The 22075-nt window shown below is 69.6% G+C and carries 17 protein-coding genes and 1 pseudogene; 10 read left to right on the forward strand and 8 right to left on the reverse strand.

The genetic code is table 11. From position 1 onward, the window contains the following. Nucleotides 1-45 precede the first annotated feature (45 nt). A complete protein-coding gene (locus AB0H43_RS07585) occupies nucleotides 46-282 on the reverse strand; it encodes a hypothetical protein (protein ID WP_359998045.1) in 237 nt (78 codons plus the stop codon). 86 nt (nucleotides 283-368) lie between these two features. Here AB0H43_RS07585 and AB0H43_RS07590 point away from each other — a divergent pair. Next, a pseudogene (locus AB0H43_RS07590) lies at nucleotides 369-511 on the forward strand (DUF255 domain-containing protein); the annotation flags it as partial. 166 nt (nucleotides 512-677) lie between these two features. On the opposite strand, the gene AB0H43_RS07595 reads toward AB0H43_RS07590, so the two are convergent. Further along, entirely contained in the window at nucleotides 678-1787 is a 1110-nt protein-coding gene (locus tag AB0H43_RS07595; protein WP_359998048.1) for a DUF262 domain-containing protein, read from the reverse strand. Continuing rightward, a complete protein-coding gene (locus AB0H43_RS07600) occupies nucleotides 1780-2379 on the reverse strand; it encodes a hypothetical protein (RefSeq protein WP_359998051.1) in 600 nt (199 codons plus the stop codon). The genes AB0H43_RS07595 and AB0H43_RS07600 overlap by 8 nt, the downstream gene beginning before the upstream one ends. 162 nt (nucleotides 2380-2541) lie before the next feature. Here AB0H43_RS07600 and AB0H43_RS07605 point away from each other — a divergent pair, with 162 nt between their 5' ends. The 4 genes from AB0H43_RS07605 to purE all read left to right on the forward strand — a co-directional run bounded on the left by AB0H43_RS07605 (nucleotide 2542) and on the right by purE (nucleotide 8265). Continuing rightward, nucleotides 2542-4551, forward strand: coding sequence for a thioredoxin domain-containing protein (locus AB0H43_RS07605; RefSeq protein WP_359998054.1), 2010 nt, complete (start codon nucleotides 2542-2544; stop codon nucleotides 4549-4551). Between the two features lie 46 nt (nucleotides 4552-4597). After that, nucleotides 4598-6472, forward strand: a complete 1875-nt coding sequence (locus AB0H43_RS07610) for a hypothetical protein (RefSeq protein ID WP_359998057.1) — start codon at nucleotides 4598-4600, stop codon at nucleotides 6470-6472. 141 nt (nucleotides 6473-6613) lie between these two features. Next, on the forward strand, nucleotides 6614-7771 hold the full coding sequence (locus AB0H43_RS07615) for a 5-(carboxyamino)imidazole ribonucleotide synthase (RefSeq protein WP_359998060.1): 1158 nt from the start codon (nucleotides 6614-6616) through the stop codon (nucleotides 7769-7771). Next, nucleotides 7768-8265, forward strand: a complete 498-nt coding sequence (purE, locus tag AB0H43_RS07620; protein WP_359998063.1) for a 5-(carboxyamino)imidazole ribonucleotide mutase — start codon at nucleotides 7768-7770, stop codon at nucleotides 8263-8265. Before AB0H43_RS07615 ends, purE begins: the two co-directional genes overlap by 4 nt. Here purE and AB0H43_RS07625 read toward each other — a convergent pair. Further along, nucleotides 8262-8717, reverse strand: coding sequence for a hotdog domain-containing protein (locus AB0H43_RS07625; RefSeq protein ID WP_359998598.1), 456 nt, complete (start codon nucleotides 8715-8717; stop codon nucleotides 8262-8264). The genes purE and AB0H43_RS07625 overlap by 4 nt on opposite strands. A gap of 128 nt (nucleotides 8718-8845) precedes the next feature. Between AB0H43_RS07625 and AB0H43_RS07630 the strand changes: the two genes are divergently transcribed. After that, the gene (locus tag AB0H43_RS07630) at nucleotides 8846-9457 is read left to right on the forward strand and encodes a hypothetical protein (RefSeq protein ID WP_359998066.1); all 612 of its coding nucleotides are present in this window, start codon (nucleotides 8846-8848) and stop codon (nucleotides 9455-9457) included. 216 nt (nucleotides 9458-9673) lie between these two features. On the opposite strand, the gene AB0H43_RS07635 is transcribed toward AB0H43_RS07630, so the two are convergent. Genes AB0H43_RS07635 through AB0H43_RS07645 form a run of 3 tightly spaced genes read right to left on the reverse strand, consistent with a single transcriptional unit; the run spans nucleotide 9674 to nucleotide 12200 of the window. Next, complete coding sequence (locus AB0H43_RS07635; protein WP_359998069.1) at nucleotides 9674-10717, reverse strand: hypothetical protein; 1044 nt, start codon at nucleotides 10715-10717, stop codon at nucleotides 9674-9676. A gap of 34 nt (nucleotides 10718-10751) precedes the next feature. After that, nucleotides 10752-11411 (reverse strand): VOC family protein, encoded by a 660-nt coding sequence (locus tag AB0H43_RS07640; RefSeq protein ID WP_359998072.1) that lies wholly within the window; start codon nucleotides 11409-11411, stop codon nucleotides 10752-10754. A 9-nt stretch (nucleotides 11412-11420) separates the two neighbouring features. Then, entirely contained in the window at nucleotides 11421-12200 is a 780-nt protein-coding gene (locus AB0H43_RS07645) for a TetR/AcrR family transcriptional regulator (protein ID WP_359998075.1), read from the reverse strand. Nucleotides 12201-12268: 68 nt separating this feature from the next. On the opposite strand from AB0H43_RS07645, the gene AB0H43_RS07650 reads away from it, so the two are divergent. Further along, nucleotides 12269-12643 carry a VOC family protein gene (locus AB0H43_RS07650; RefSeq protein ID WP_359998077.1) on the forward strand — a complete coding sequence of 125 codons (375 nt, stop codon included), beginning with the start codon at nucleotides 12269-12271 and terminating at the stop codon, nucleotides 12641-12643. A gap of 304 nt (nucleotides 12644-12947) precedes the next feature. Beyond that, nucleotides 12948-13943 (forward strand): glycoside hydrolase family 11 protein, encoded by a 996-nt coding sequence (locus AB0H43_RS07655; RefSeq protein WP_359998600.1) that lies wholly within the window; start codon nucleotides 12948-12950, stop codon nucleotides 13941-13943. Between the two features lie 59 nt (nucleotides 13944-14002). On the opposite strand, the gene AB0H43_RS07660 is transcribed toward AB0H43_RS07655, so the two are convergent. Then, nucleotides 14003-15163, reverse strand: coding sequence for an acyl-CoA dehydrogenase family protein (locus AB0H43_RS07660; protein WP_359998602.1), 1161 nt, complete (start codon nucleotides 15161-15163; stop codon nucleotides 14003-14005). Nucleotides 15164-15530: 367 nt separating this feature from the next. Here AB0H43_RS07660 and AB0H43_RS07665 point away from each other — a divergent pair, with 367 nt between their 5' ends. Beyond that, on the forward strand, nucleotides 15531-16886 hold the full coding sequence (locus AB0H43_RS07665; protein WP_359998604.1) for a UDP-glucose/GDP-mannose dehydrogenase family protein: 1356 nt from the start codon (nucleotides 15531-15533) through the stop codon (nucleotides 16884-16886). Nucleotides 16887-17044: 158 nt separating this feature from the next. Further along, nucleotides 17045-22063, forward strand: a complete 5019-nt coding sequence (locus AB0H43_RS07670) for a permease (RefSeq protein WP_359998080.1) — start codon at nucleotides 17045-17047, stop codon at nucleotides 22061-22063. Nucleotides 22064-22075: the final 12 nt, after the last annotated feature.

The raw sequence follows: 22075 nt of genomic DNA on the forward strand, positions 1-22075 counted from the left end.
CCGCAAGGAGGTAGCGAGCCTCCCTGAAGAGCGGAGTTTGGGGGTTCAGTGCCGTCCGGATGACCAGGAATCGAAGTCCGCAAGGCTTTCTGGGGCGTCCCCCTGGGTGAACTCGTAGCGATAGGCCGGAGTGCCGCCCAGGACCCAGTGCACCAGGAGCGCCAGGCGAGGATCGTCGAGGCCCCAGAAGGCGGCCGCTTGGCGATAGCGAAACGGCTGAATGACCAGCTCCAGGCCCGCTCGCCCGCGCAACGGGGACTGGCCAGACAGCAGCCCGCCCATTACCGACATCGCCGACCCGCAGAGCACCAGGCGAACCGAGCTTTCCTGACCGCTGCCGCCCGGGCCGAGAGCAGGAAGCTCTTGCCTTGGCGGCGCCGCCCTACCTGCGCCAGCACGCCTCCAACCCGGTGGACTGGTGGCCTGGTCCGAAGCGGCGATCGCCGAGGCCCGGGAACGCGACGTCCCGGTGCTGATCTCGGTCGGCTACGCCGCGTGCCACTGGTGCCATTGAACGTGGACAAGCAGTAGTCCCCCGCTTGGGCCAGGGCCTTGAAGTAGTCCTTCTGTACAGCAAGGAGAGCCTGAGGTTCAGATAGACCGCGGAGGCCAGAAGTAGGGAGGAGTGGCAGGCTCCCAGATAAACTGCTAGCAGGTGCTAAGAGGGGAATAGTCCTTTAGCTCTCCAGCTTCTTCGAAAGTACGAGTGTCAGCTGTTGGGCGCGAACTCGGCGTGATCCGAGGTCAGACGAGTTCCGGATACCCGACATGTATCCGTCGATAGCTTTGTCGACTTCCTCGAGTGTCATACTGAGCATTGTGGCAAGTGGTGCAGAGAGTTCACTCGATCCATTCTCGCCATTGCGTTTCCTGGAAGACACTGCGCGCTGAAACAGGTCTAGAAGGTCGCGAATCTGTGCCTTCCTTGCCAAGTCGGCATTTTTGAGCTTGTCGTGCAGTCCCCAGCAGACATGCAGAAGGGTGAACATGTCGACAATGTTCGACCACCTGGTTCGGCCGCCCCATTTGACATTTTCACTAAGGAATGTCAGCAACTCCAAGAACTCTTCTGAGCGCTCCTGATAGTCTTCGAAATCTGCCGAGATCTTGTCGTAGCGTTCGTCGAGTTCGGTCTTCTTGTTGGACAGTCCGAAGATACAGGTGCCGAAGACCTCTGCGTAAAATTCGAGGTCGCCGCCTCGTTTGCGTCGTTCGCCGCTGAAGACTCCGGACACGTCGCTCATTGGGTGAGCGACACAGTCTTTGAGGAAGTCGTTGAACGGGCCCGGTAACAGGGCATTTCGGAGTTCTTGATCCGTGAGCACCATGTTGACCCTGTTGACGCGGGCGAAGACGGCGCGTACGAACTCGTCGGCGAGGTTGGACAGACGCCGAATTGGGAAGCGATACTGAAAAAATTCTTGGCGTACATCGTCGGGCAGCTCTTTGAAGTACTTTCCTTCGAACTTTTCCCTCAGCTTTTCATCCTCCAATCCATCCAGCGGGAAAAGATTGTTTAGAAACCCAAGTAGGGAGGTAAGGCGTTGCTGACCGTCAACAACAGAAGCCTTTTGCTCGCCTTCCGGCGAGGTTTCGTACGCGAGGTAGATCTCAGGAATCGGATAACCGAGAAGGATTGTCTCCATCAAGGAAACCTTGGCGCGTTCAGGCCAAACAGCTTTGCGCTGATATTCGGGTTGAAGGATCAACTCGCCGGACTTATCCAGGGATCGAAATTCCGCAACGGTTTTCGACTCGATCTCGAACTTAAGCCCGTGATCAGCCATGGTATACACCCTCCTCGATCGCGCGGTCTCGCGCGATGTTTACACTTTTTATCTGATAGTTTCTAAGGGACTTATGGTTGCGGTACAGCCGATAATTAACCTCGCAGTTTAAGAAGCCCTCCCCGAGGTCCTGGACAAAGACGTCTCTCGCGCGCGACCACTGCTCGCCGAAGGACAACCTAGGCAACACGACGTCGAGGGCGATACACTCCTCGAAAACCAGCTTACGAAGGTAGTTCTTTTTCTGGGCGAACAGTTCGTCCTCGATTATCTCTCGGAGTTCGCGCCATGCTTGGTCGAAAAGTTCTGGCGAGATCACCGCAATGTCCAGGTCTGAATTTTCATGGAACTTCTTAAAGTTCTTTCTGGGGTTGAGGGAATAACCCAATCGGGCGCTCCCGACTAGCTGGACCGCCATCGGGTCCACACCAAGCTCGGTCGCAACCAGATGCCGCCAACGGATGTAGCTGAGTTCGTGAGGCCACGCGGCGGGCGTCCCGTCGAATAACCGGGCGGTGACAAAGTAGTCGACTTCCTGCCCCAGCGAACAGAATTCTTCCCAAAACTCGGGTAGGCCCGAAATCTCCTTCATGGTCGCCCCTGTGAGCTCTGAGCTGGTTCCCACGTAAAGTGCATCATTGATCTGGCCGAGCTTGTCACGTGCAACATACTAGAACGTCAGTATTCGTCGGTACCGTGCAGATGGCGCTGCCCGGACGTGGCCAGGCCAACGGCGGCATGAAAAGGTGGATGTGTGAACCGGCTTGCTCTTGCTACTTCGCCCTACCTCCGTCAGCACGCCGGCAACCCTGTTGACTGGTGGTCGTGGGGTGACGAGGCTATTGCAGACGCCAAGCGGCGAGATGTACCCCTGCTGATCTCAGTTGGGTATTCGAGCTGCCATTGGTGTCATGTGATGGCGCACGAATCCTTCGAGGATCCGGTGATCGGCGCGAAGATCAACGCGAACTTCGTGGCGATCAAGGTGGACCGGGAGGAGCACCCCGACGTGGACGCGGTCTACATGGCCGCCACGCAGGCGATGACCGGCCAGGGCGGTTGGCCGATGACCGTGTTCGCGACGCCGGACGGTGAGCCGTTCCTCTGCGGCACCTACTTTCCGCGGGACAACTTCGATCGGCTGCTCGACGCGGTCGGCGAGGCGTGGCGCGATCAGCGTGAGGCGGTGCTGCGGCAGGGTGCGGCCGTGGTCGAGGCCATCGCGCCACGGCACCCGGAGACGGCGGGCGGTACGCCGATCACGGCCGACCTGCTCGGACAGGCCGCCCAGCGGCTCGTGGCGGCGCATGACGTGGCGTACGGGGGGTTCGGGGCGGGTGGCCCGAAGTTTCCGCCGCATCTGGCCATGCTCTTTCTCCTGCGCCATTTCCGGCGTACGCAGGATCAAGCAGTGCTGGAGGTCGTGCGGCACACCGCCGAGGCGATGGCCCGGGGCGGGATCTACGACCAGGTCGGCGGCGGTTTCCACCGGTATGCCGTGGACGGCCATTGGGTGGTGCCGCACTTCGAGGAGATGCTCTACGACAATGCGCTTCTCCTGCGCGTCTACACCGATCTGTGGCGGTTGACCGGTGACGCGCTGGCCGCCCGGGTCGCCCGGGAGACCTACGAGTGCCTCGTCCGGGACTTCTCCACGCCGGAGGGCGGGTTCCGGTCGGCGTACGACGCGGACACCGAAGGCGTCGAGGGCTTGACCTACGTGTGGACTCCCGCGCAGCTGGCCGAGGTGCTCGGCGACGAGGACGGCCGGTTCGCCGCCGATCTCTTCGGGGTGACCGCGTCGGGCAACTTCGAGCACGGGACCACCGTTCTCACGCTGGCCCGCGACATCGACGACGCCGATCCCGCCATACAGGACCGAGCGCGCCAGGTCAGGGCGAAGCTTTTCCGAGCACGCCAGGACCGGCCGCAGCCCGCGATCGACGGCAAGGTCGTGGCCGCCTGGAACGCGCTGACGATCACGGCGCTGGGGGAGTACGCCCGGGTCGCCGAGGCGATGGGTGAAGACCCCGGTGACGCCGCCGAACGCGCGGAACGGGCGGCGACGCTGCTGGCCGAGCGCCACATCGTCGACGGGAGGCTCCGGCGGGTGTCCCTCGACGGCATCGTCGGCGAGCCGGCCGGCGTACTTGAGGACTATGGCTGCGTGGCCGAGGCGTTCGGCCTGATCCACCAGCTCACCGGGGCGGCGATCTGGCTGGAGCGATCCGGGGCGCTCGTCGATCTCGCGCTCGCCAAGTTCGTCGAGGACGGCCGGGTGTTCGACACGGCGGTGGACGCGCAGCAGCTGGTCATGCGGCCGGCCGACCCCACGGACAACGCCACGCCGAGTGGGGCTTCCGCGCTGGCGAGTGCGCTGCTGGCGTACCACGCGGTGGCGGGGGAGCCGTCGTATCGGGAGCGGGCGGCGGCGATCCTCGGCCAGGTCGCCGAGGTGATCGCCCAGCACCCCCGGTTCGCCGGATACAGCGCGGCCGCGGCGGAGGCGCTGGTCAGCGGGCCGGTCGAGATCGCGATCGCTACTCCGGATCCGGCTCAGGCCGCCGATCTCACCCGGACGGCGATCAGGAACGCACCCGGCGGGGCGGTCCTCGTCGTCGGCGAACCCGATCGGCCCGGGGTGCCGCTGCTCGAGGGGCGTCCCCTGATCGAGGGGCGGCCGGCCGCGTACGTGTGCCGCGGGTTCGTGTGCGATCGGCCGGTCACCGACCCTGTCGGCTTGTCGACAGTGCTCACCGCATAGGGGTCACTTATCCGGCTATGTCGGAATAGCCGGTTAGCATCGGCACATGGCCGGCCTAGCCGCACTGATCTCCTGTCCCCCGAGCGCGGCCGACGCGGTCGCCGACGCGCTCGCCGCCCGCGGCTCCGACGTCGCCCGGCACCGCGCCGGGTCGACGACTTTGATCGTCCGGGCGGCCCTGCCCATCGTCCATGAACTCGACGGATACGTCGCGGTCGTCGACGGGGTCGCCGAACTCAGCGCGCTGCTCTCGGCGTATCGCCAGAAAGGCCCGAGCGGGCTGCTCGGCGGCCCGGACCCCTACGCGCTGATCTTGCGAGATCCGAAGCGCCACGGCCTCGTGCTGGCGCGCAACGGTGACGGACCGCCGCTCTACTATGCACAGACCGCGACCGGCATCCTGGTGGCCTCGGAGCCCGAGGCCCTGCTCGCGGCCGGGCTGCCCGCGGCGCCCGACCCGCAGGTCGTGGCCGAGTTTCTGGACAGCGGCGCGTGCGACGCGAGCGAGCGGACCTTCTACTCCGCGCTCCGGCGCGTGCTTCCCGGCCAGACCCTCGCGCTCGACATCGAGGTCACCGACCACACGCCCGCGGCCACGCTTCGACCGCGGCCGATCTCCGTGCGGATGGCGCTGCGGTGGGCGGTCACTCCGGGTCGCCTAGGTGTACGCCTGACGCCGGGGCCGGTTTCGGCGGCCGTCTATGGCGCGACCGTGTCCGCCGGTGCTTCGGTCGTCAGCGAGATTCCCGCCGTGGCGGACCTGTCGGAGTATGTCGCCGACGTCGGTGAACCCCTGCCGGACCTGGAGAGTTACCTCATCTGGGCCACGGCGCGGCGAGTGGCCGGGGAGATCGACACGTTGCTCGACGCCGCCGCGCCCGGTCCGCATCTGGCCCGGCTGGCCGACCGGGTGAGCAGCCGGTACGGCGTCGAGCTGCGCTTTCCCCGCTGTGACACGGCGGCCGACGCGGACTGGTCCGAGCTGGCGGTGCCCACGCCGCCCGTCACCCCGATTCCGTCCACTGCGGACGTCCTGCGCCGAGTCGGGCCGGAGCTCGCCGCCTCCGTGCTGCACGGAGCGCCCTCGTCGGCGGCGGTGACACAGCTCGGCACGCTGCTGAGCGGCGATCCGGCTCCGGCCGAGGCGCTCTTCCGGCGACACGTCCTCGCGGCCTGGCTGGCCCGGCACGCACCGGCGGCGGCGCCCGAATCCCCGCCGGACGACGTCGTCGCGGGCGGGCGGACGTGGCGGCGTACGCCGGTCGAGACGGAGATCATGCAACCCGGCGATCCGCTTCCCGAAAAACTCGCCTGGTACGTCGCCGAGACCGCGTCGGGCACCACCGAACCCTGGTACGTGTTGGTCTCGGCGAAGGCGGTCGCCGTGACCCAAGGGCGGGTGCGCCCGGTGTGGGAGATCACTCCAGGGTTCGCCGCCCGCTGCGTATCGGCCCTCACCGGCGAGCCGCCATGGCTGGCGCAGTCGGCCGTGGCGTACGGGTCGGGACGCCGGGCGGTTCTGGCCGCGCTGTGCGGGCGACTGCGACTGCGTACGCTGGCCGGCCGGTTCGTCACCGATGCGATGCGAGCCGTCCGCCCACCCCGGGACGCGGCGGTCGGGGCCGCCAGGATCGGCGTCGCCGGGCCGCCCCGAGACGGGGACGCCGTCGCCCAAGAGGTGCTCGACACGCTCGCCAAAGTGCTCACCGAAGCCGAGTACGCCCAGCTCGCTGGATGCGCCGTGGTCGGGCCGACCGGACTGTGGGGCTTCGCCGGACCGGGTACGCCCGACCTCGTCAGCGCACTCGGCGCCGGCGACCCCTTCGGGGATCGGCGTACGCCGGTCGTGCTCGCCTTCGCTCAGCCCTTGCGGGCTGCGCGTACGCCCGCCCGCAAGGCTTCGCGCCGCTCGCGCCGCTGACCCCCTCGTGTCGCGGGGCGCTGGTATTGAGCGCCGGATCACGGTTCCCGGTCGAATCTTGACCCAAGATTCGACCCAGAACCCTGATCCAGCGCCATCCGAGGTGAGCCTCGTTCGGGCAGGTCGGTAGGCTTGCCCGCGATGGACACCCGGACTGGACTGCCGGTGGTCGGCATGATCGGCGGCGGACAGCTCGCCCGCATGACCCACCAGTCGGCGATCGCCCTCGGCCAGTCGTTACGCGTACTGGCCACCTCGCCCGACGACGGCGCCGCCCTGGTCGCGGCGGACGTGCAGGTCGGCTCACACCTCGACCTGTCCGCCTTGCGGGACTTCGCCAAGGGCTGCGACGTGGTCACCTTCGACCATGAGCACGTCCCGGGCGAGCACATCCGGGCGCTGGCCGCCGACGGCGTGGCCGTCTACCCGTCCGCGGACGCGCTCCAGTACGCCCAGAACAAGCGCCTGATGCGGGAACGGCTGACCGAGCTGGGCGCGCCGATGCCGCGCTGGCGGCCGGTGAGCCGGATCTCCGACGTCCGCGAGTTCGGCGACGAGGTCGGCTGGCCGATCATCGGCAAGGCCGCGACCGGCGGTTACGACGGCAAGGGCGTGTGGGTGCTCGCCGGTCCGGAGCCGGCGGCGGAACTGCTCGCCCAGGGCGTGGAGCTGATCGTCGAGGAGAAGGTGACCCTCGACCGGGAACTCGCCGTCCAGGTCGCGCGGTCGCCGTTCGGGCAGGTGGCGGCGTACCCGGTGGTGGAGACGGTGCAGCAGGACGGCATCTGTGTCGAGGTCCTCGCGCCCGCCCCCGGTCTGAGCGCCGACCAGGCCGCCGAGATCCAGCAGCTCGGCATCCGGATCGCGACCGAGCTGAACGTCGTCGGCATGCTCGCCGTCGAGTTGTTCGTCGACGCCGACGGCCGGTTCAGCGTCAACGAGCTGGCGATGCGCCCGCACAACTCCGGCCACTGGACCATCGAGGGCGCTCGGACCAGCCAGTTCGAGCAGCATCTGCGGGCTGTCCTGGACTACCCGATGGGCGACACCTCGGCCGCCGCCCCGGTCGTCGTGATGGCGAACGTGCTGGGCGGACCCGACGGCGGCATGCCGATCGACGAGCGCCTGCACCACCTGTTCGCCGCCGAGCCGGGGGTCAAGGTGCACCTCTACGGCAAGCAGGTCCGGCCCGGTCGCAAGATCGGGCATGTGACCGCGCTCGGTGACGACCTGGCGCGGACCCGGGCTCGCGCCGCGCGCGCCGCCCACTGGCTGACCTATGGGGAGGAGATGTCGTGACCGTTCAGGTCGGGATCATCATGGGCAGCGACTCGGACTGGCCGACGATGCAGCCCGCGGCCGAGGCGCTCGACGAGTTCGGCGTGACCTACGAGGCGCACGTCGTCTCGGCGCACCGCACGCCGGTCAAGATGATCGAGTACGGGCAGGCGGCGGCCGGTCGCGGTATTCAGGTCATCATCGCGGGCGCGGGCGGGGCCGCCGCGCTGCCCGGCATGGTCGCCTCGGTGACGCCGTTGCCGGTGATCGGCGTACCGGTGCCGTTGAAGCACCTGGACGGCATGGACTCGCTCATGTCGATCGTGCAGATGCCGGCCGGCATTCCGGTCGCCACCGTCTCCATCGGCGGCGGCCGCAACGCCGGCCTGCTCGCCGTACGCGTTCTCGCCGCGAGCGATCAGACCCTGCAGCGCCGCATCGAGGCGTACCAGCAGGGCCTGATCGAGGTGGTGGAGCAGAAGGACGCGGCGTTGCAGGACCGGGTGCGGAGCTAGTCGAGGCGCGGAGCGCGGTGCTGCGCGATCGCGCGGCGCCGGGCCAGCCGGTGTTCCCGGCGGATGATGGCCTCCTGGAAACGCCGCCGGTCGGTGTCGCTCTCGGGCAGCACCGGCGGCACCGGGCGAGGCTTGCCGTCGCCGTCGACCCCCACGAAGACCAGGTACGCCGTCGCGACCCGTTCCGGGGTCCGACCGGCCTCGTTCCAGCGTTCCGCGAGCACCGTCACGCCGATCTCCAGCGACGTGGTGCCGCTCCAGTTGACCTGGGCCTTGGCGTGGACGAGGTCGCCCACCCGCACGGGCACCAGCAGCTCGATCTCGTCGATCGCGACAGTGACCGCGTTGAAGCCACAGTGCCGGGCGGCGGCCGCACCGGCGGCGTCGTCGACGAACTTCATGATGACGCCGCCGTGGACGGTGCCGTAGAGGTTCACGTCCAGGGCGGTCATGATGCGGCTCAACGTGATCTGGGAGTATGCCGTCGGCCGGCCGGAGGCGGTGTCGTTCACGCTGCTCAGGCTAGAGCCTGGGGATTGGCTGGGTTGCGGGGCGGCCGGAAATCTATAGGGTGCCTCACATGCGTCATTTATGGAGTCTGATCGCCGGAGTTGTCATCGCTCCGCTCGCGTGGGCGGTCGTGGCCTTCGGCCAGACTGTCATGGGCGAGGTCTACACGGCGGGCGCCCCGACGGGATATTCCTCGAAGGTGCTGCTCGGCGCGGGCGTTCTGGTCGGCGCGGGCCTCATCGTGGGCCTGATCGCCTCCCTCCGGGTCTCCCCGGTGGGACCCCTGCTCGTCGCCCTGCTGTACCTGGGCAGCTCCGCGCTGCTGATCTTCGCGCCGAAGACCGGCGCCGACGTGTTCGACCGCGTTCAGAAGGACGTCCTCGGTCACGACGTCATGACGATCACTCCGCTGAAGTCGGGGATCATCCCGGTGCTCGGCGGCGTACTGCTGATCGCGGTGTTCAGCGGCGGACGCTGGCGCGTCTGGCCGGGCACAGCGACGGCCGACGTGGCCACCACCACGACGACGACCGACTGGACCGCGACTCCGGTCCCAGCGGCCACGACCTTCGACACCACCGCCACCACGACCGAGTCCACCAGCTCGTTCACGCCGGTGAGCCCAGCCGGCGCCACGACGGACACGACCGCGTCGCCGTGGGGTCCGCCGCCGAGCCGCTGAGGCTTCCGCCCCGCTCGCCTCGCTCGCCCGCTGGCGCTCGCCGCTGGCTGGCTCGCTCGCGCGCTCACCGCTCGCTGATGGGCGCTGGCTCGCTCGCGCGCTCACCGCTCGCTGATGGGCGCTGGATCAGGGTTCTCGGCCGAATCATGGACGGTGATTCGACCGAGAACCCTGATCCAGCGGTTCAGCCGGTCAGGCTGCAGAGGCTGCCACCGTCTAAGCCGCCCCGAACTCGTCGATCTCGGTGGCGAGGTGCGGCCGCCGCCCGGCGAGCAGCAGCGTCGCGACCGCTCCGACGACCGCGTACGCCGCGAGCACGAGCAGCGGCATGAGCAGCTTCGAGTTGCCGAAGTACACGATGGACCGGAACGCCGCCAGCCCGGCTCCCGGGGGCAGCCAGGGGCCGATGGCCCGCCAGAAGCCGGGCAGCAGCGGCCAGGCGTAGGCGCCACCGGCGCTGGGGTTGCCGAGGATGACGAACAGCAGCACCGCCAGCCCGATGCCGACGATGCCGGAGACCACCTGCAACGCCATGGTCGCCGCGCCCACCCCGAAGACGAGCAGCGCGCCCAGGGCGGCCAGCCCGACGTAGTGGTGCGGCATCCCGCCGACGATCGCGTAGCTGATCCACGCGCCGACGATGCCCGAGACCAGGGCGTACGCCGCCAGCGCGCCGAGCCGGACGACCGCCCGTTGCCGCGTCGAGGGCCGGGCGCCGAGGCTGACGCTGAGCGCCGAGGCGACCAGATAGCCGCCGACCGTCCAGCCGACCACGAGGTAGAACCCGGACAGGCCCCGTGGATCACCGCTGGGCAGCGGTTTCACGTCGGTGACCGTGAACTTCCGGCCGGTCTGCCGAGCGAGCTGCCCGAAGATCTCCTCCAACGTGGTCGTCACGGCGACGCCGGCCGCCGAGGCGACGATCAGCTCGTCGTTCTGCGGGCCGACCACATAGGCCCCGTACGCGTCCTGGTCGTCGATCTTCTGCACGGCCGCCGCCCGGTCGGCCACCACGGTCGCCTTGAGCGGATCGCCGGACAGCCCGTTGAGCTGCTGCGCGACCTGGTCGTTCGTCGTCACCACGGCGACTTCGTGGGGCTCGGGCTCGTGGAACGCGGCGAGGTAGCTCGCGATGAACCCGGCCTGCAGCAGCAGGACGCCGATGACCAGGGCCACGGACCGGGTCGACACGCCCCGGTCGGCCAGCCACCGCACCCAGCGCCACTGGGGCCACGAATCGCGTTGGTGCCGTCCCGCCACGGCTCCGAGCGTACTGTCCTAAATGCCGGAATAATTACGAACGGCGCAGGACGACCCCGAACTCGTTGCCCTCCGGATCGGCATAGACGCCAGGCCCGACCGGCCGGGCTCCGGCCGCCTCCAGGTCGGCGTAGGCCGGGACGGAGATCTCCCAGCGCATCCGGTTGGGCACGCTCTTCGGCTCCGGCACCGGATTGAAGGCGATGCTCCGCATCGGCATGTCCGGCACCTGCTCCACGGAGGACCAGCCCTCGTCGCTGTGCTTGGCCGGGACGCCGTAGAGATCGGCCCACCACTGGGCGGCCGCGCGGGGGTCGGCGGCGTCCGCCACCAGCCCCGGCAGCCGATCCTCGGGCAGTTCGTCCCGAAGGAAGGCGCAGAACTCGTTGCCCTCGGGGTCGGCCATCATCGTCCACGTCCGGCCGTCGCCCGCGGGCAGCACGACCGTGGCGCCCAGCACCTCCAGCCCGGCCACGCTCACGGCGTAGACGTCGAGGTGGACTCGGTTCTTGACGGTTTTGGGCTCCGGCGTACGCGTGAGCCAGAGGGTGTGCCGTGGAGTCGGCCCGAAGACGCCACCCGAGTCGGCGTCGTACGCCTTCCAGGTGCGGCCGAGCACATCAGCCCAGAACGCCCCGACCCGTTCCGGATCCCGGCATTCCATGGTGACTTTCTTGAAGCGGGCGATCGCCATGGGCACACCCTAAGTGCCCGGGCGCTGTTCGATGAGGACGGCGAGCCCGTCGAGCACCCGGGCCAGCCCGAAGGCGTACGCATGAGCGGGGTCGTAAGCGCTCCCGTGGGCGGCCCCGGCGGCCGCGCCGACGCGTGAGGCCAGCGGAAACCGGTCGGCGTCGAACATCTTCGCCAGCAGCGGCTGATTGGCGGCCCACCACTGTTCGTCGTTCATCGCCGATTCCTGCCGCGCGGTCCGGACGTCGGCGGCGGCCCGTGCGCACGTCTGCACGAAGCCGAGGACGAAGGTCAGCGCGGCGTCCAGCTCGACGTCGTCCAGGCCCAGTCCGTCGAGCGCCCGCAGCTCGTAGTCGTACTTCGCGATCGCGCCCGGGCCGAGCGTCGGCCGGTTCGTGGACACCGCCGCGAGCCACGGATGCCGCTCGAACAAATCCCGATTGTCGTCGGCCACCGCGGCCACCCGGTCGCGCCAGTCCGGCCCGGCCGGCTCCCGGCGCGGCATCCGCGCGTACGCGGTGTCGAGCATGAGGTCGATCAGCTCGGCCTTGCCGGGCACATAGGTGTAGAGCGACATCGGCGCGACCGCCAGCGCCTGGGCGACCCGCCGCATCGAGACCACATCCAGGCCCTCCGCGTCGGCCAGCGTGATCGCCGCCTCGACGATCTTGTCGACGCTCTGCGCGGGTCGCGGCCCCCGTTGCCCGGTCGCCGGTTCGCGTGCCTCCCGCCACAACAACGAGAGGGTACGCGCGGGGTCCCCAGCGCTGCTGCGATCAGTTCCCGCCACGGGGAATATCTTCTCACCCACAATTGTCGTACGCTGTATAACGTACGCCGTACAGAATAGGAGTTCCCATGCGAGTGACCGCCGCAGCCCTTTCCCTGAACGTCGCCGACCCGGTCGCGTCGGCCAAGTTCGCCCAGGACCACTTCGGGTTCGCCGAGGAGATGGCGGCCGACGGCTTCGTCTCCCTGTCCCGCCCGGACACCGGCTTCAACCTGATCTACCTGCGTACCGGGCTGGAGACCTTCCAGCCGGAGACCATGAAGGGTGACGTCCACGGGGTGCTCGTGGCGCTCGTGGTCGACGACATCGACACCGAGTACGCCCGAGTCCAGGCCGAAGGGGTGACCGTCGTGACCCCGCTGCAGACCGAGCCCTGGGGTGAGCGCTTCTTCCAGGTCGCCGACCCGAACGGGGTGATCATCCAGCTCGTCCAGTGGGTCTAGATCGCTCCGGAAGTTTCGGAGATCCGCAGCCGCCCGGTCACCTCGGTGTCCGGGCGGCTCTCGCAATTTCGGTCGTCAGGAATCATGTCTACTTCCGAAAGACTTCCGGAAATCGTTGACAACGCGAAGGCGGGCGTCCCAAAATTCACCATCGACGAGCTTCGACGGGTGGCCGCCCAGCCACCCCCTCGCGAAAGGGACGTACGCAGTGAACGACATCCCCTCCCCCCGGGAGCTCCACCGACGAAATCGCGTCAAGCTGCTCATCGCGTCGGCCGGCGCGATCGCCCTGGCCGCCGCCTCGATGCTGCTGGCCGGCGTCGCCCACGCCGAGGCAGACCGGACGGTCACCTCCAACACCACCGGTACGCACAACGGCTACTTCTTCTCGTACTGGAAGGACAACGGCAACGTCACGATGACGCTGGGCGCGGGCGGTAGCTACAGCGTCCAATGGAGCAACATGAACAACATGGTGGTCGGCAAGGGCTGGAAGCCCGGCTCGAGCCACACCGTGAACTACTCGGGCTCGTTCAGCCCGAACGGCAACGGCTATCTGGCGCTCTACGGCTGGACCACCAACCCGCTCATCGAGTACTACATCGTCGAGAACTTCGGCAGCTACAACCCGAGCACGGGCGCCACCCGGCTGGGCTCGGTCACCACCGACGGCAGCACCTACGACATCTACCGCACTCAGCGGGTCAACCAGCCGTCGATCATCGGCACCGCGACGTTCTACCAGTACTGGAGCGTCCGGCAGTCGCACCGCAGCAGCGGCACCATCGCCACCGCCAACCACTTCAACGCCTGGGCGAGCCTCGGCCTGAACCTCGGCAGCCACGACTACCAGATCATGGCGACCGAGGGATACCAGAGCAGCGGCAGTTCCAGCATCACGGTCAGCGAAGGCAGCGGCCCCACCTCGCCGAGCCCGAGTGCGACTTCGCCCCGGCCGAGCACGTCGCCCACCTCGGGCGGCGGCACCGGCGCCTGCAAGGTGACGCAGTCGGTCAACGCCTGGAACAACGGCCTGACCGACAACATCACGATCGCGAACACCGGAACGGCCGCGATCAACGGCTGGAACCTGAAGTTCACCCTCGCCTCAGGACAGACGATCACGTCCGGCTGGAGCGCCACCTACTCGCCGAGCAGCGGGGCGGTGACGGCGACGAACGTCAACTACAACGGCTCCATACCACCGGGCGGGTCGACCACCATCGGCTTCCAGGCGACGCATTCCGGCAACAGTGCGAGCCCGACGGGCTTCTCGTTGAACGGCGCCGCCTGCAGCTGATCAGCGTGGGACTCCGGCGTGAGAAGGGGTGCTCGGCGAGCCACTCGCCGAGCACCCGCTCAGAGGACGCCCTTGAGGAGCTGGCGGGCCATCACGATCCGCTGCACCTGGTTGGTGCCCTCGTAGATCTGGGTGATCTTGGCGTCCCGCATCATGCGCTCGACCGGGAAGTCCTTGGTGTAGCCGTACCCGCCGAGGACCTGGACCGCGTTGGTGGTGATCTCCATGGCGGCGTCGGAGGCGAAGCATTTGGCGGCCGCGCCGTAGTAGGTGAGGTCGGGCGCGTTGCGCTCGGAGCGCGCGGCGGCGGCGTACGTCAGCTCCCGGGCGGCGGTGAGCTTCATGCCCATGTCGGCCAGCAGGAACTGGAGTCCCTGGAAGTCGGCGATCGGCTTGCCGAACTGCTTGCGCTCCTGGGCGTACGCGAGGGCGGCGTCCAGCGCGCCCTGGGCGATGCCGATGGCCTGGGCCGCGATGGTGACGCGGGTGTGGTCGAGCGTACGCATGGCGGTGGCGAAGCCGGTGCCCTCCGCGCCGATGATCCGGCCGAGCGGGATGCGGACGTTGTCGAGGTAAACCTCGCGCGTGGGGGAGCCCTTGATGCCGAGTTTGCGCTCGGGCGCGCCGAAGCTGACTCCGGCGTCGGCCTTCTCGACCACGAACGCGGAGATGCCTCGCGTTCCGCTGTCGGCCGAGGTCTTGGCGAAGACGGTGTAGTACTCCGAGACGCCCGCGTTGGTGATCCAGCGCTTGACCCCGTTGAGTACCCAGTGGTCGCCGTCGCGTTCGGCCCGGGTCGTCATGCCGGCCGCGTCGCTGCCCGCCTCCGGCTCGGAGAGGCAGTAGGAGAACATCGCGTCGCCTCGGGCGACCGCGGGCAGGTACTGCTGCTTCAGCTCGTCCGAGCCGGCCAGCATCACCGGCAGGCTGCCGAGCTTGTTCACCGCCGGGATCAGGGAGCTGGCGGCGCAGGCGCGTGCGACCTCCTCGATCACGATCGCGGTGGCGAGTGCGTCGGCTCCGGCGCCGCCGTACTCGGCCGGGATGTGCGGGGCGTGGAAGTCGGCGGCGCGCAGCGCGTCGTAGCTGGCCTGCGGGAACTCGCCGGTCTCGTCGGCGGCCGCCGCGTGCGGGGCGACCTTGTCCGCGCAGAGGTCGCGCACGGCCTCGCGGATGGCGACGTGCTCCTCGGAGAGCTGGTAGAGATCGAAAGACACGATGCCTCCGTGAGGTGATCGGCATCGGATCACGGTTCTCGGTCGAATCTTGAGCCAAGATTCGACCCGGAACCCTGATCCAGCGCTGAGCGGGGTTTGTCGGTGTTACCCGCGGGTAGCTTGGACGGAACTAGCCTAAACGAGGACTCAGGTTTCCGGCGAACCCGCCCGTCCCGTAGGCTTCCTCGGGCGTCGGGGCGGGCGTACGCTCGCAACGGCCTGAAAACGGCAACTTTCGGCGTTCCTGGCGACGTCTAGCGATGCAGTGTGATGTTGGAGACGGGAGAATGAAGGCGTGACGAACCCAGTGCAGGGCACGTATGTGCCGACGGTCACAGTCACCCCGCCCTCGGGTGCCGCCCGGCCCCGGTTGACCTTCATCGGCGTCGGCTACCTCGGCGCCACTTACGCGATCTGCTACGCCGAACTCGGCTACGAGGTGCTGGCCGTCGACGTCGACCCCAAGCGGGTCGAGGATCTGTCGCGCGGCGAGATGCCGTTCCACGAGCCCGGACTCGACGAGCTGCTGAAGCGCAACCTGGCCGCCGGCCGCCTGCGCTTCACCACCTCCTATCAGGAGGCGGCCGACTTCGGCGACGTCCACTTCATCTGCGTCGGCACTCCCCAGCGGCTCGACGGCATGGGCGCGGATCTGCGCTACGTCGAATCCGCCGTGGTGCCGCTGGCCCAGAACCTGACCCGCAAGGCCCTGATCGTCGGCAAGTCCACCGTCCCGGTCGGCACCGCCGAGTGGGTCGAGCGTCTTGTCGAGAAGCACGCCGACCCGTCGCTGGGCATCGAGGTCGCGTGGAGCCCGGAGTTCCTGCAGGAGGGCTACGCCGCCGACGACGTCATGCGGCCGAACCGCGTCGTGTGGGCCGCCAAGACCGAGTGGGCGACCGCGATGCTGCACGCCGCCCACAAGGGCGTCTTCGACCTGGCCTCCACCGAGGACCGCGAGGTCCCCGTGGTGGCGACCGACTTCGCGACCGCCGAGCTGGTCAAGGTCGCGGCGAACGCCTTCCTCGCCACCAAGATCTCGTTCATCAACGCCATGGCCGAGGTCTGCGAGGTGGCCGGGGGCGACGTCACGCACCTGGCTCGCGCGCTCGGCTTCGACCCCCGGATCGGCAACCGGTTCCTCCAGTCCGGCGTCGGCTTCGGCGGCGGCTGCCTGCCCAAGGACATCCGGGCGTTCCAGGCGCGTGCTCAGGAGCTGGGTGCGGGCGAGGCGCTGCGGTTCCTGCACGAGGTCGACCTGATCAACCTCCGTCGCCGGGCCAAGGTCGTCCAGCTCGCGGCCGAGCTGCTCGAGCGTCGTCCCGGCCCGGCCGGTCCGGACCTCTCCGGCGCGCGGATCGCGGTGCTGGGCGCGACCTTCAAGTCCAACACCGACGACGTCCGGGACTCGCCGGCCCTGGCCGTCGCCGGGATGCTCGCCGAGGCCGGGGCCGACGTGCGCGTCTACGACCCGCAGGGCACGGAGAACGCCCGCAAGGTGCACCCCGAGCTGGCGTACGAGAAGTCGCTGGGCGAGGCGGTCACCGAGGCCGAGCTGGTGTGCGTACTCACCGACTGGGCGGAGTTCCGCAACGCCGACCCGGTGTCGCTCGGCGAGCTGGCCGGTCAGCGCAAGATCATCGATGGCAAGAACTGCCTGGACGCCGCCGTGTGGACGGCGGCCGGCTGGACCTACCGGGGCCTCGGCCGCCCGGCCGTCGGCTGAACGGTGCGTCACCGGTAACAGTTTGATCACTCAGCGCAGAGTCGCCCCCCAGATTGTGGGGCGGCTCTGTCGCATTCATGGCTAAAAGGGACTGTACAGCCCTCGCTGCGACCGGGCATGCTGGCTTCAACCGGCATGACCGCTTCGGAGGTGTTCCCTTGGAACAGTCCCCATGCTCGATGTGTGGCAGGCTGCGGGATCCTCTCCAGCGCTGCCCCCACTGCGGCAACACCCCCGAGGTGCTGGAGGCCGAACTCGCCCGGGTCAACAAGGCGATCGCCGACCTCAACACGCAGGACATGGGGCTGGTCTCCCAGCGCAAGAAGCTGAGCCAGCAACTCCAGGCCGCGATGCACCAGCGCAACCTGCTCTCCCACGCCGTACAGAAGCAGCAGGCCAAAGCGCAGGCGCCGCGGCAGCGGCGGTTCGGGCGAAAGGCCGAGGAGCCGACCACCGCGCCGACTCCACCTCCGACGACCCCACCGACCCAGAAGGCCGCACCTGGTCGCCCACCCGGTGGTACGCCCAACCGCCCACCCGGCCCGGCTGCTTCGCGCCCGGCCGCCGCCACCGGCGGCCGACCGCCGGGCGCTCCCCGGCAGCGGGTCGCCCCGTTGCAGACTCCGCCGCCGGAGACCTCTCCGCGTACGGTGCAGAACGTCCTGCTGATCCTCGGTGGACTGATGATCGGCGTGGCGGCCGTCGTCTACGCCGCCTTCGCCAGCGGGCTGCGCGCCGGGGGTGGTCTGCTCGTCCTCAGCCTCGTCACGGTCGCCATGCTCGTCTCGGCGTTCATGCTCATCCGCGTACGCCTCGTGTCGACGGCGGAGACGCTGACCACGGTCGGGCTGCTGCTCCTGCCGGTGGACGGATACCTGCTGGCCCAGTTGCCGCCGATCGCGACCTCGTCGGCGTCGTGGTCGCAGATCGCCGGGGCGGTGTTCGCCGTCACCGCGCTCATCTCTCTCGTGATCCATCGCGTCACACTGCTCAGTTCGGCTCGGTACGGCGTGGTGCTGTTCTTCCAGCCCGTGTTGCCGCTTTTGGCGTACGACTGGATCAAAGGCCCGGCCGGGCTGGCCCTGATCTTCGCCGTGCTGGCCTTGGGCAACGCGGTGGTCGCGCGCGCGGTCGAGCTGTCGCACCGCGAGCCGCTCCAGATCGGCGGTGAGCACCCGATCCGCCACCCACAGGTGCTGGAAGGCGCGTGGTCGAGCTTCTGGCTGCGCGAGCTGGCGTGGGGCCTGCACGGCGTGGCCGTGCTGGCCGGTGTCTCTTATGGACTTGTCGCGACCTGGCAGGCGACCGACGCGCCCTCCGCCGCCCGGGGTGGCGCGACGCTCCTGCTCTCCTGCGCGGTCGGCCTCCTCGGCGCGCTGATGGTGCGGACCAAGCCGTTGCCGGATCTGGCCGCCGGTGCGCTGACCCTGGCCTGGATCGTCGTGGCCGGACGGGTCGCGTCGTTGGCCGCGCCGGGGCAGACGCTGCTCGTGCTGGCGGGTGCGTTGGTGGTGACCGGGCTCGCCATCCGGGTGATTCCGGCGTCGGCCCGGCGCGGACCCCAGATCGCGTCCACAGTGGCCGTCGCCGCCGTCGGCGCGTTCGTCCTGGGCCAGGCGGTACGCGCGGCGCTCGGCCCGATCCGCGCGGGCCTGCCGATCTGGAACGGCCGTACGCCAGAGGAGTACCAGGCGATTCTGCACAGCGCCGGTTCGGGCGCGGGTGCGTCGCTGGTCGGCACGGTCGCGTTGGCCGCCGTCGCGGCCGGACTGGCGTTGCCGCCGTCGTTCCGCCGGGAGGTCGCGGTGGGCGGCGCGGCCCTCGCCGGACTGGCCGCGCCCGCGTCGTTGCTGCTCACGCCGTCGGCGACGCTGTGGGTGCTGACTGCGGTGGCGGTCGGCATCGCGGCGGTCGGCATCGGCGTCGGTTCGGTGCAGGTGTCGTCGCGGCCCGATCGGCCGGAACAGTCCGATGTCGAGAGTGAGGAGGAGGCGCCGGCTCCGGCGGAGCAACGGCCGCAGAGCGCGTTCGCCCGATTCCTGTCGCCCCGCTCGGGCAAGCTCGCCGATCAGTGGTTCGGCGCGCCCGAGCCGCAGCGGGCGATTCCCGGCGGCGGACTCGGGGCGACGACTCCGCGATCGGCGCGGGCGCACGCGATCGCGGCGGCGGTGGTCGGAGTGGTGGCCATCGTGGCCTCCCTGACCGGTCCGGGCGCGACCGCCGGTGTGCTCGCCGCCATCACCGCCGCGGGCGTGATCCTCGCGTTGGCACAGCGGATCCTGCCCAGCCCGGAGGCTCGGGCCGGGCGTGCCGTGCCACGCCGGCCGGTCACCCAGATCATCGGTGACACCTGCGCCGGAGCCGCCGCCTTCGCCGCGCCGTCCGCCGTCGCGGCCACCATCGTCAGCCTCGCGCCGGGTGTGCTGCCGTCGGTGCCGCTGATCGCGGCGGCGCTGACCGCCAGCGGCACCCTCGGCTATGTGGCGATCCGTCAGGTGGCCCACCGCGAGATCGGGCTGCCGGTCGCGATCGGCAGCGGTCTCGGCGCACTCGTCATCACGCTGGCGACGTTCGGGGCCAAGGGCGCGGGGTTCGCCGACACCCTGGTCGCCACGCTGCTCCTCGTCGCCGCGGTGCTCCTGATCCTGAGTTCCTCCATCGACTCCGGGATCCGGGCCGACCGGATGTACGACGGGGCCGACTACGCCGCCGCCATGGTGGTCGCGGGCGCGATCGCGGCGGTCACCCGGGGCGTCTCCCTCGTGCTGCCGGACAGCTGGCTGGTCGCGGCGGCGTTGATGGTGCTCGCGGCGGCGGCCGGCATCCGGTCGATGCCGGCCGACTGGCGGCGCGGACCGGTGCTCGGCGCCAGCGCGGCCGGCCTGGTCGTCCTGCTGATCGCGGGGTATCCGGCGCTGATCGGCGGACTCCAGGCGGTCACCGTCGAAGGTGGACTGTGGAGTGGGGATCTCGCATCGACCGCAGTTGCCGAGTCGGACCTGGGTTGGCAGGGGCCGCTCGCGCTCCTCGCGCTCGCGGGCGCGGCGGCGATCGGGATGCCCCGGCCGCGCAACTACGACGCCGCGGCGGTCTGCGTCGGGCTGGCCACCGTCGGCACCCCCGCCGCGTTGCACTGGCCGTGGTGGTCCCCGGTCGTCCTGGGCCTGGTCATCGCCGCCGCGTACGCCATCTCGGCGCCGGTCGCGAAGGATCCCCGAGCCGGCTACGCGCGCATCGCGGTGGCCATCGCGTTGGCGTTCTACGCCGTCGGAGCAGCCCTCGTACGCCCCTGGACGACGGCGGCGGCGTTGGGCGTACTGGCGTTGGTGAGTCTGGTGGTGCTGGCGTTGTCGGCGTACCAGCACGCGACGACCGCCCTCGGCACCGTCCGGACGTCGCATCTCGGCACGGTCGGCGGCATCGGCACGGTCGGCGTCCTGCTGGCCGCCCCGGCGGCGGTGGCGGTGCTGGCGTACATGGTCCACGGAGGACAACCGGACACGCGGCAGATCGTGTTGACCGCCTCGCTCGCCACCGTCTCGGTCGGGCTGGCGTTGGCCGGGGCCGCCCGGAAGGTGATCGCGGGCTACCTCGGCTGGGTCACCGTCGGCGTCAGCGTCGCGGGGACCGCCATCGCGATCGGTGAGATCACCGGTCCCCGACCCACCGGCGTCTTCGCCGCCACGGCGGTGCTGCTGGCCGTCCTGTCCGAGCTGCTGCGGGCGCCCACCGTCACGCGGGAACGCCCGCTGTCGCGGCTCTGGAGCCAGGCGCGCGACCGCTGGCGGCTGCCCGACTATCCGGCGGCCGGTGCGTTCGCCGCGGCGGCGTTGCCCGCGCTGCTCGCGGTCGTCGCCCTCTGGCCGCTCCTCGTGGCCGCGCTCACCAAACCGTTCCAGACCGTCGGCCATATCTGGGCAGGCGTACCGGAGGCGACGGCCACCGCGGCGTCCGCGACCGGCCCCAGCGCCGCCTTGACCGCGCTGCTGCTCACGGCGGCGGCCGGCCTGGCCGCGGTCGGCTTCGGCGGTGGGGCCAACCGGGCCGTCGCCCGGATCACGCCGGTCTTCGCGCTCGCTCTCTTGATCATTCCGTACGCCTTGCGCCTGAGCTGGAATTCGGCGGTCCTCGCCGGGCTGACCGTGTTCACGGTGTGCATGCTGGGCGTGGCGCTCACCGAACCGCCCACCGACGCGGAGAGCGACCGCTCGCTGCGTACGGCGCGGGTGGCGATCGTCCTCATGGGACTGATCGGGGGCAACGCCGGCCTGGCGGGCGCGTTGGCGACGCCGGAGATGACGATCTTCACCTTCGGCGGCGCGGTCGCCGTCGGAGCCACCGCCGCTCTCGGTGGGAAGACGCAGCTGGCCCGCATCCTCGGCTGGCTCGGCGCGGCCGTCGCAGGCGAGCTGTTCATGATGTCGGTCAGCCTGCATCTGGGGCTCACGCGGTTCTGGACTGCGCTCGGCGTACTCGCCGTCGGCGCGGTCCTCATCATCGGCGCGGCGCTGCTGCCCCGGTTCGCCAAGCGGGAGGCCCGGCCGGAGGCGGCCGCGGTCGAATGGGCCGGTCACTTCGCCGCGCTCATCGCGCTCGTGCTCGCCCTGGAGTCGCCCGTCACCGTCGGGGTCCTGCTCGCGGCGTGGAGCGCCGTCCTCGGCATCGCCGCCGGGCGGCCGACGCACACCGAGAACCAGCGACGGGCGTACTTCTGGGCCAGCGCGGGATCGGCCATCGCCGCGTGGTGGCTGTTCGCCCAGAACGCGCAGGTCGCCCAGCCGGAGGCGTACACGTTGCCGTTCGCCCTCGTCGTGCTGCTCGTCGGCGCGATCGAGCTGCGGCGGCGGCCGGACCTGGGCTCGCGGGCGGCCTTCACGCCGGGGCTGGTCGCGGCGTTCGGGCCGACCCTCGTCCTGGTCCTGGTCAAGACCGACCCGGTCCGGGAGGGCATCCTGCTCGTCGCGGCGGTCGCGACGGTGATCTACGGCTCGATGAAACGCGAACGAGCCCCGATCGAGGTCGGCACGATCGTCGCGATCATCACGGCGTTGCACGCGTTGACGCTGGCCTTCAGCGCCTGGGTGATCATGATCCCGCTCGGCATCCTCGCCCTGGTGCTGGGCGCCAACAGCGAACGCCGCCGACGCCTCAGCGAAGGCCTCCAGAAAATGCGCTAACTCCGGTGCGCG

It is taken from the genome of Hamadaea sp. NPDC050747, from assembly GCF_040654195.1.
In the GTDB taxonomy this organism is placed as follows: Bacteria; Actinomycetota; Actinomycetes; order Mycobacteriales; family Micromonosporaceae; genus Hamadaea.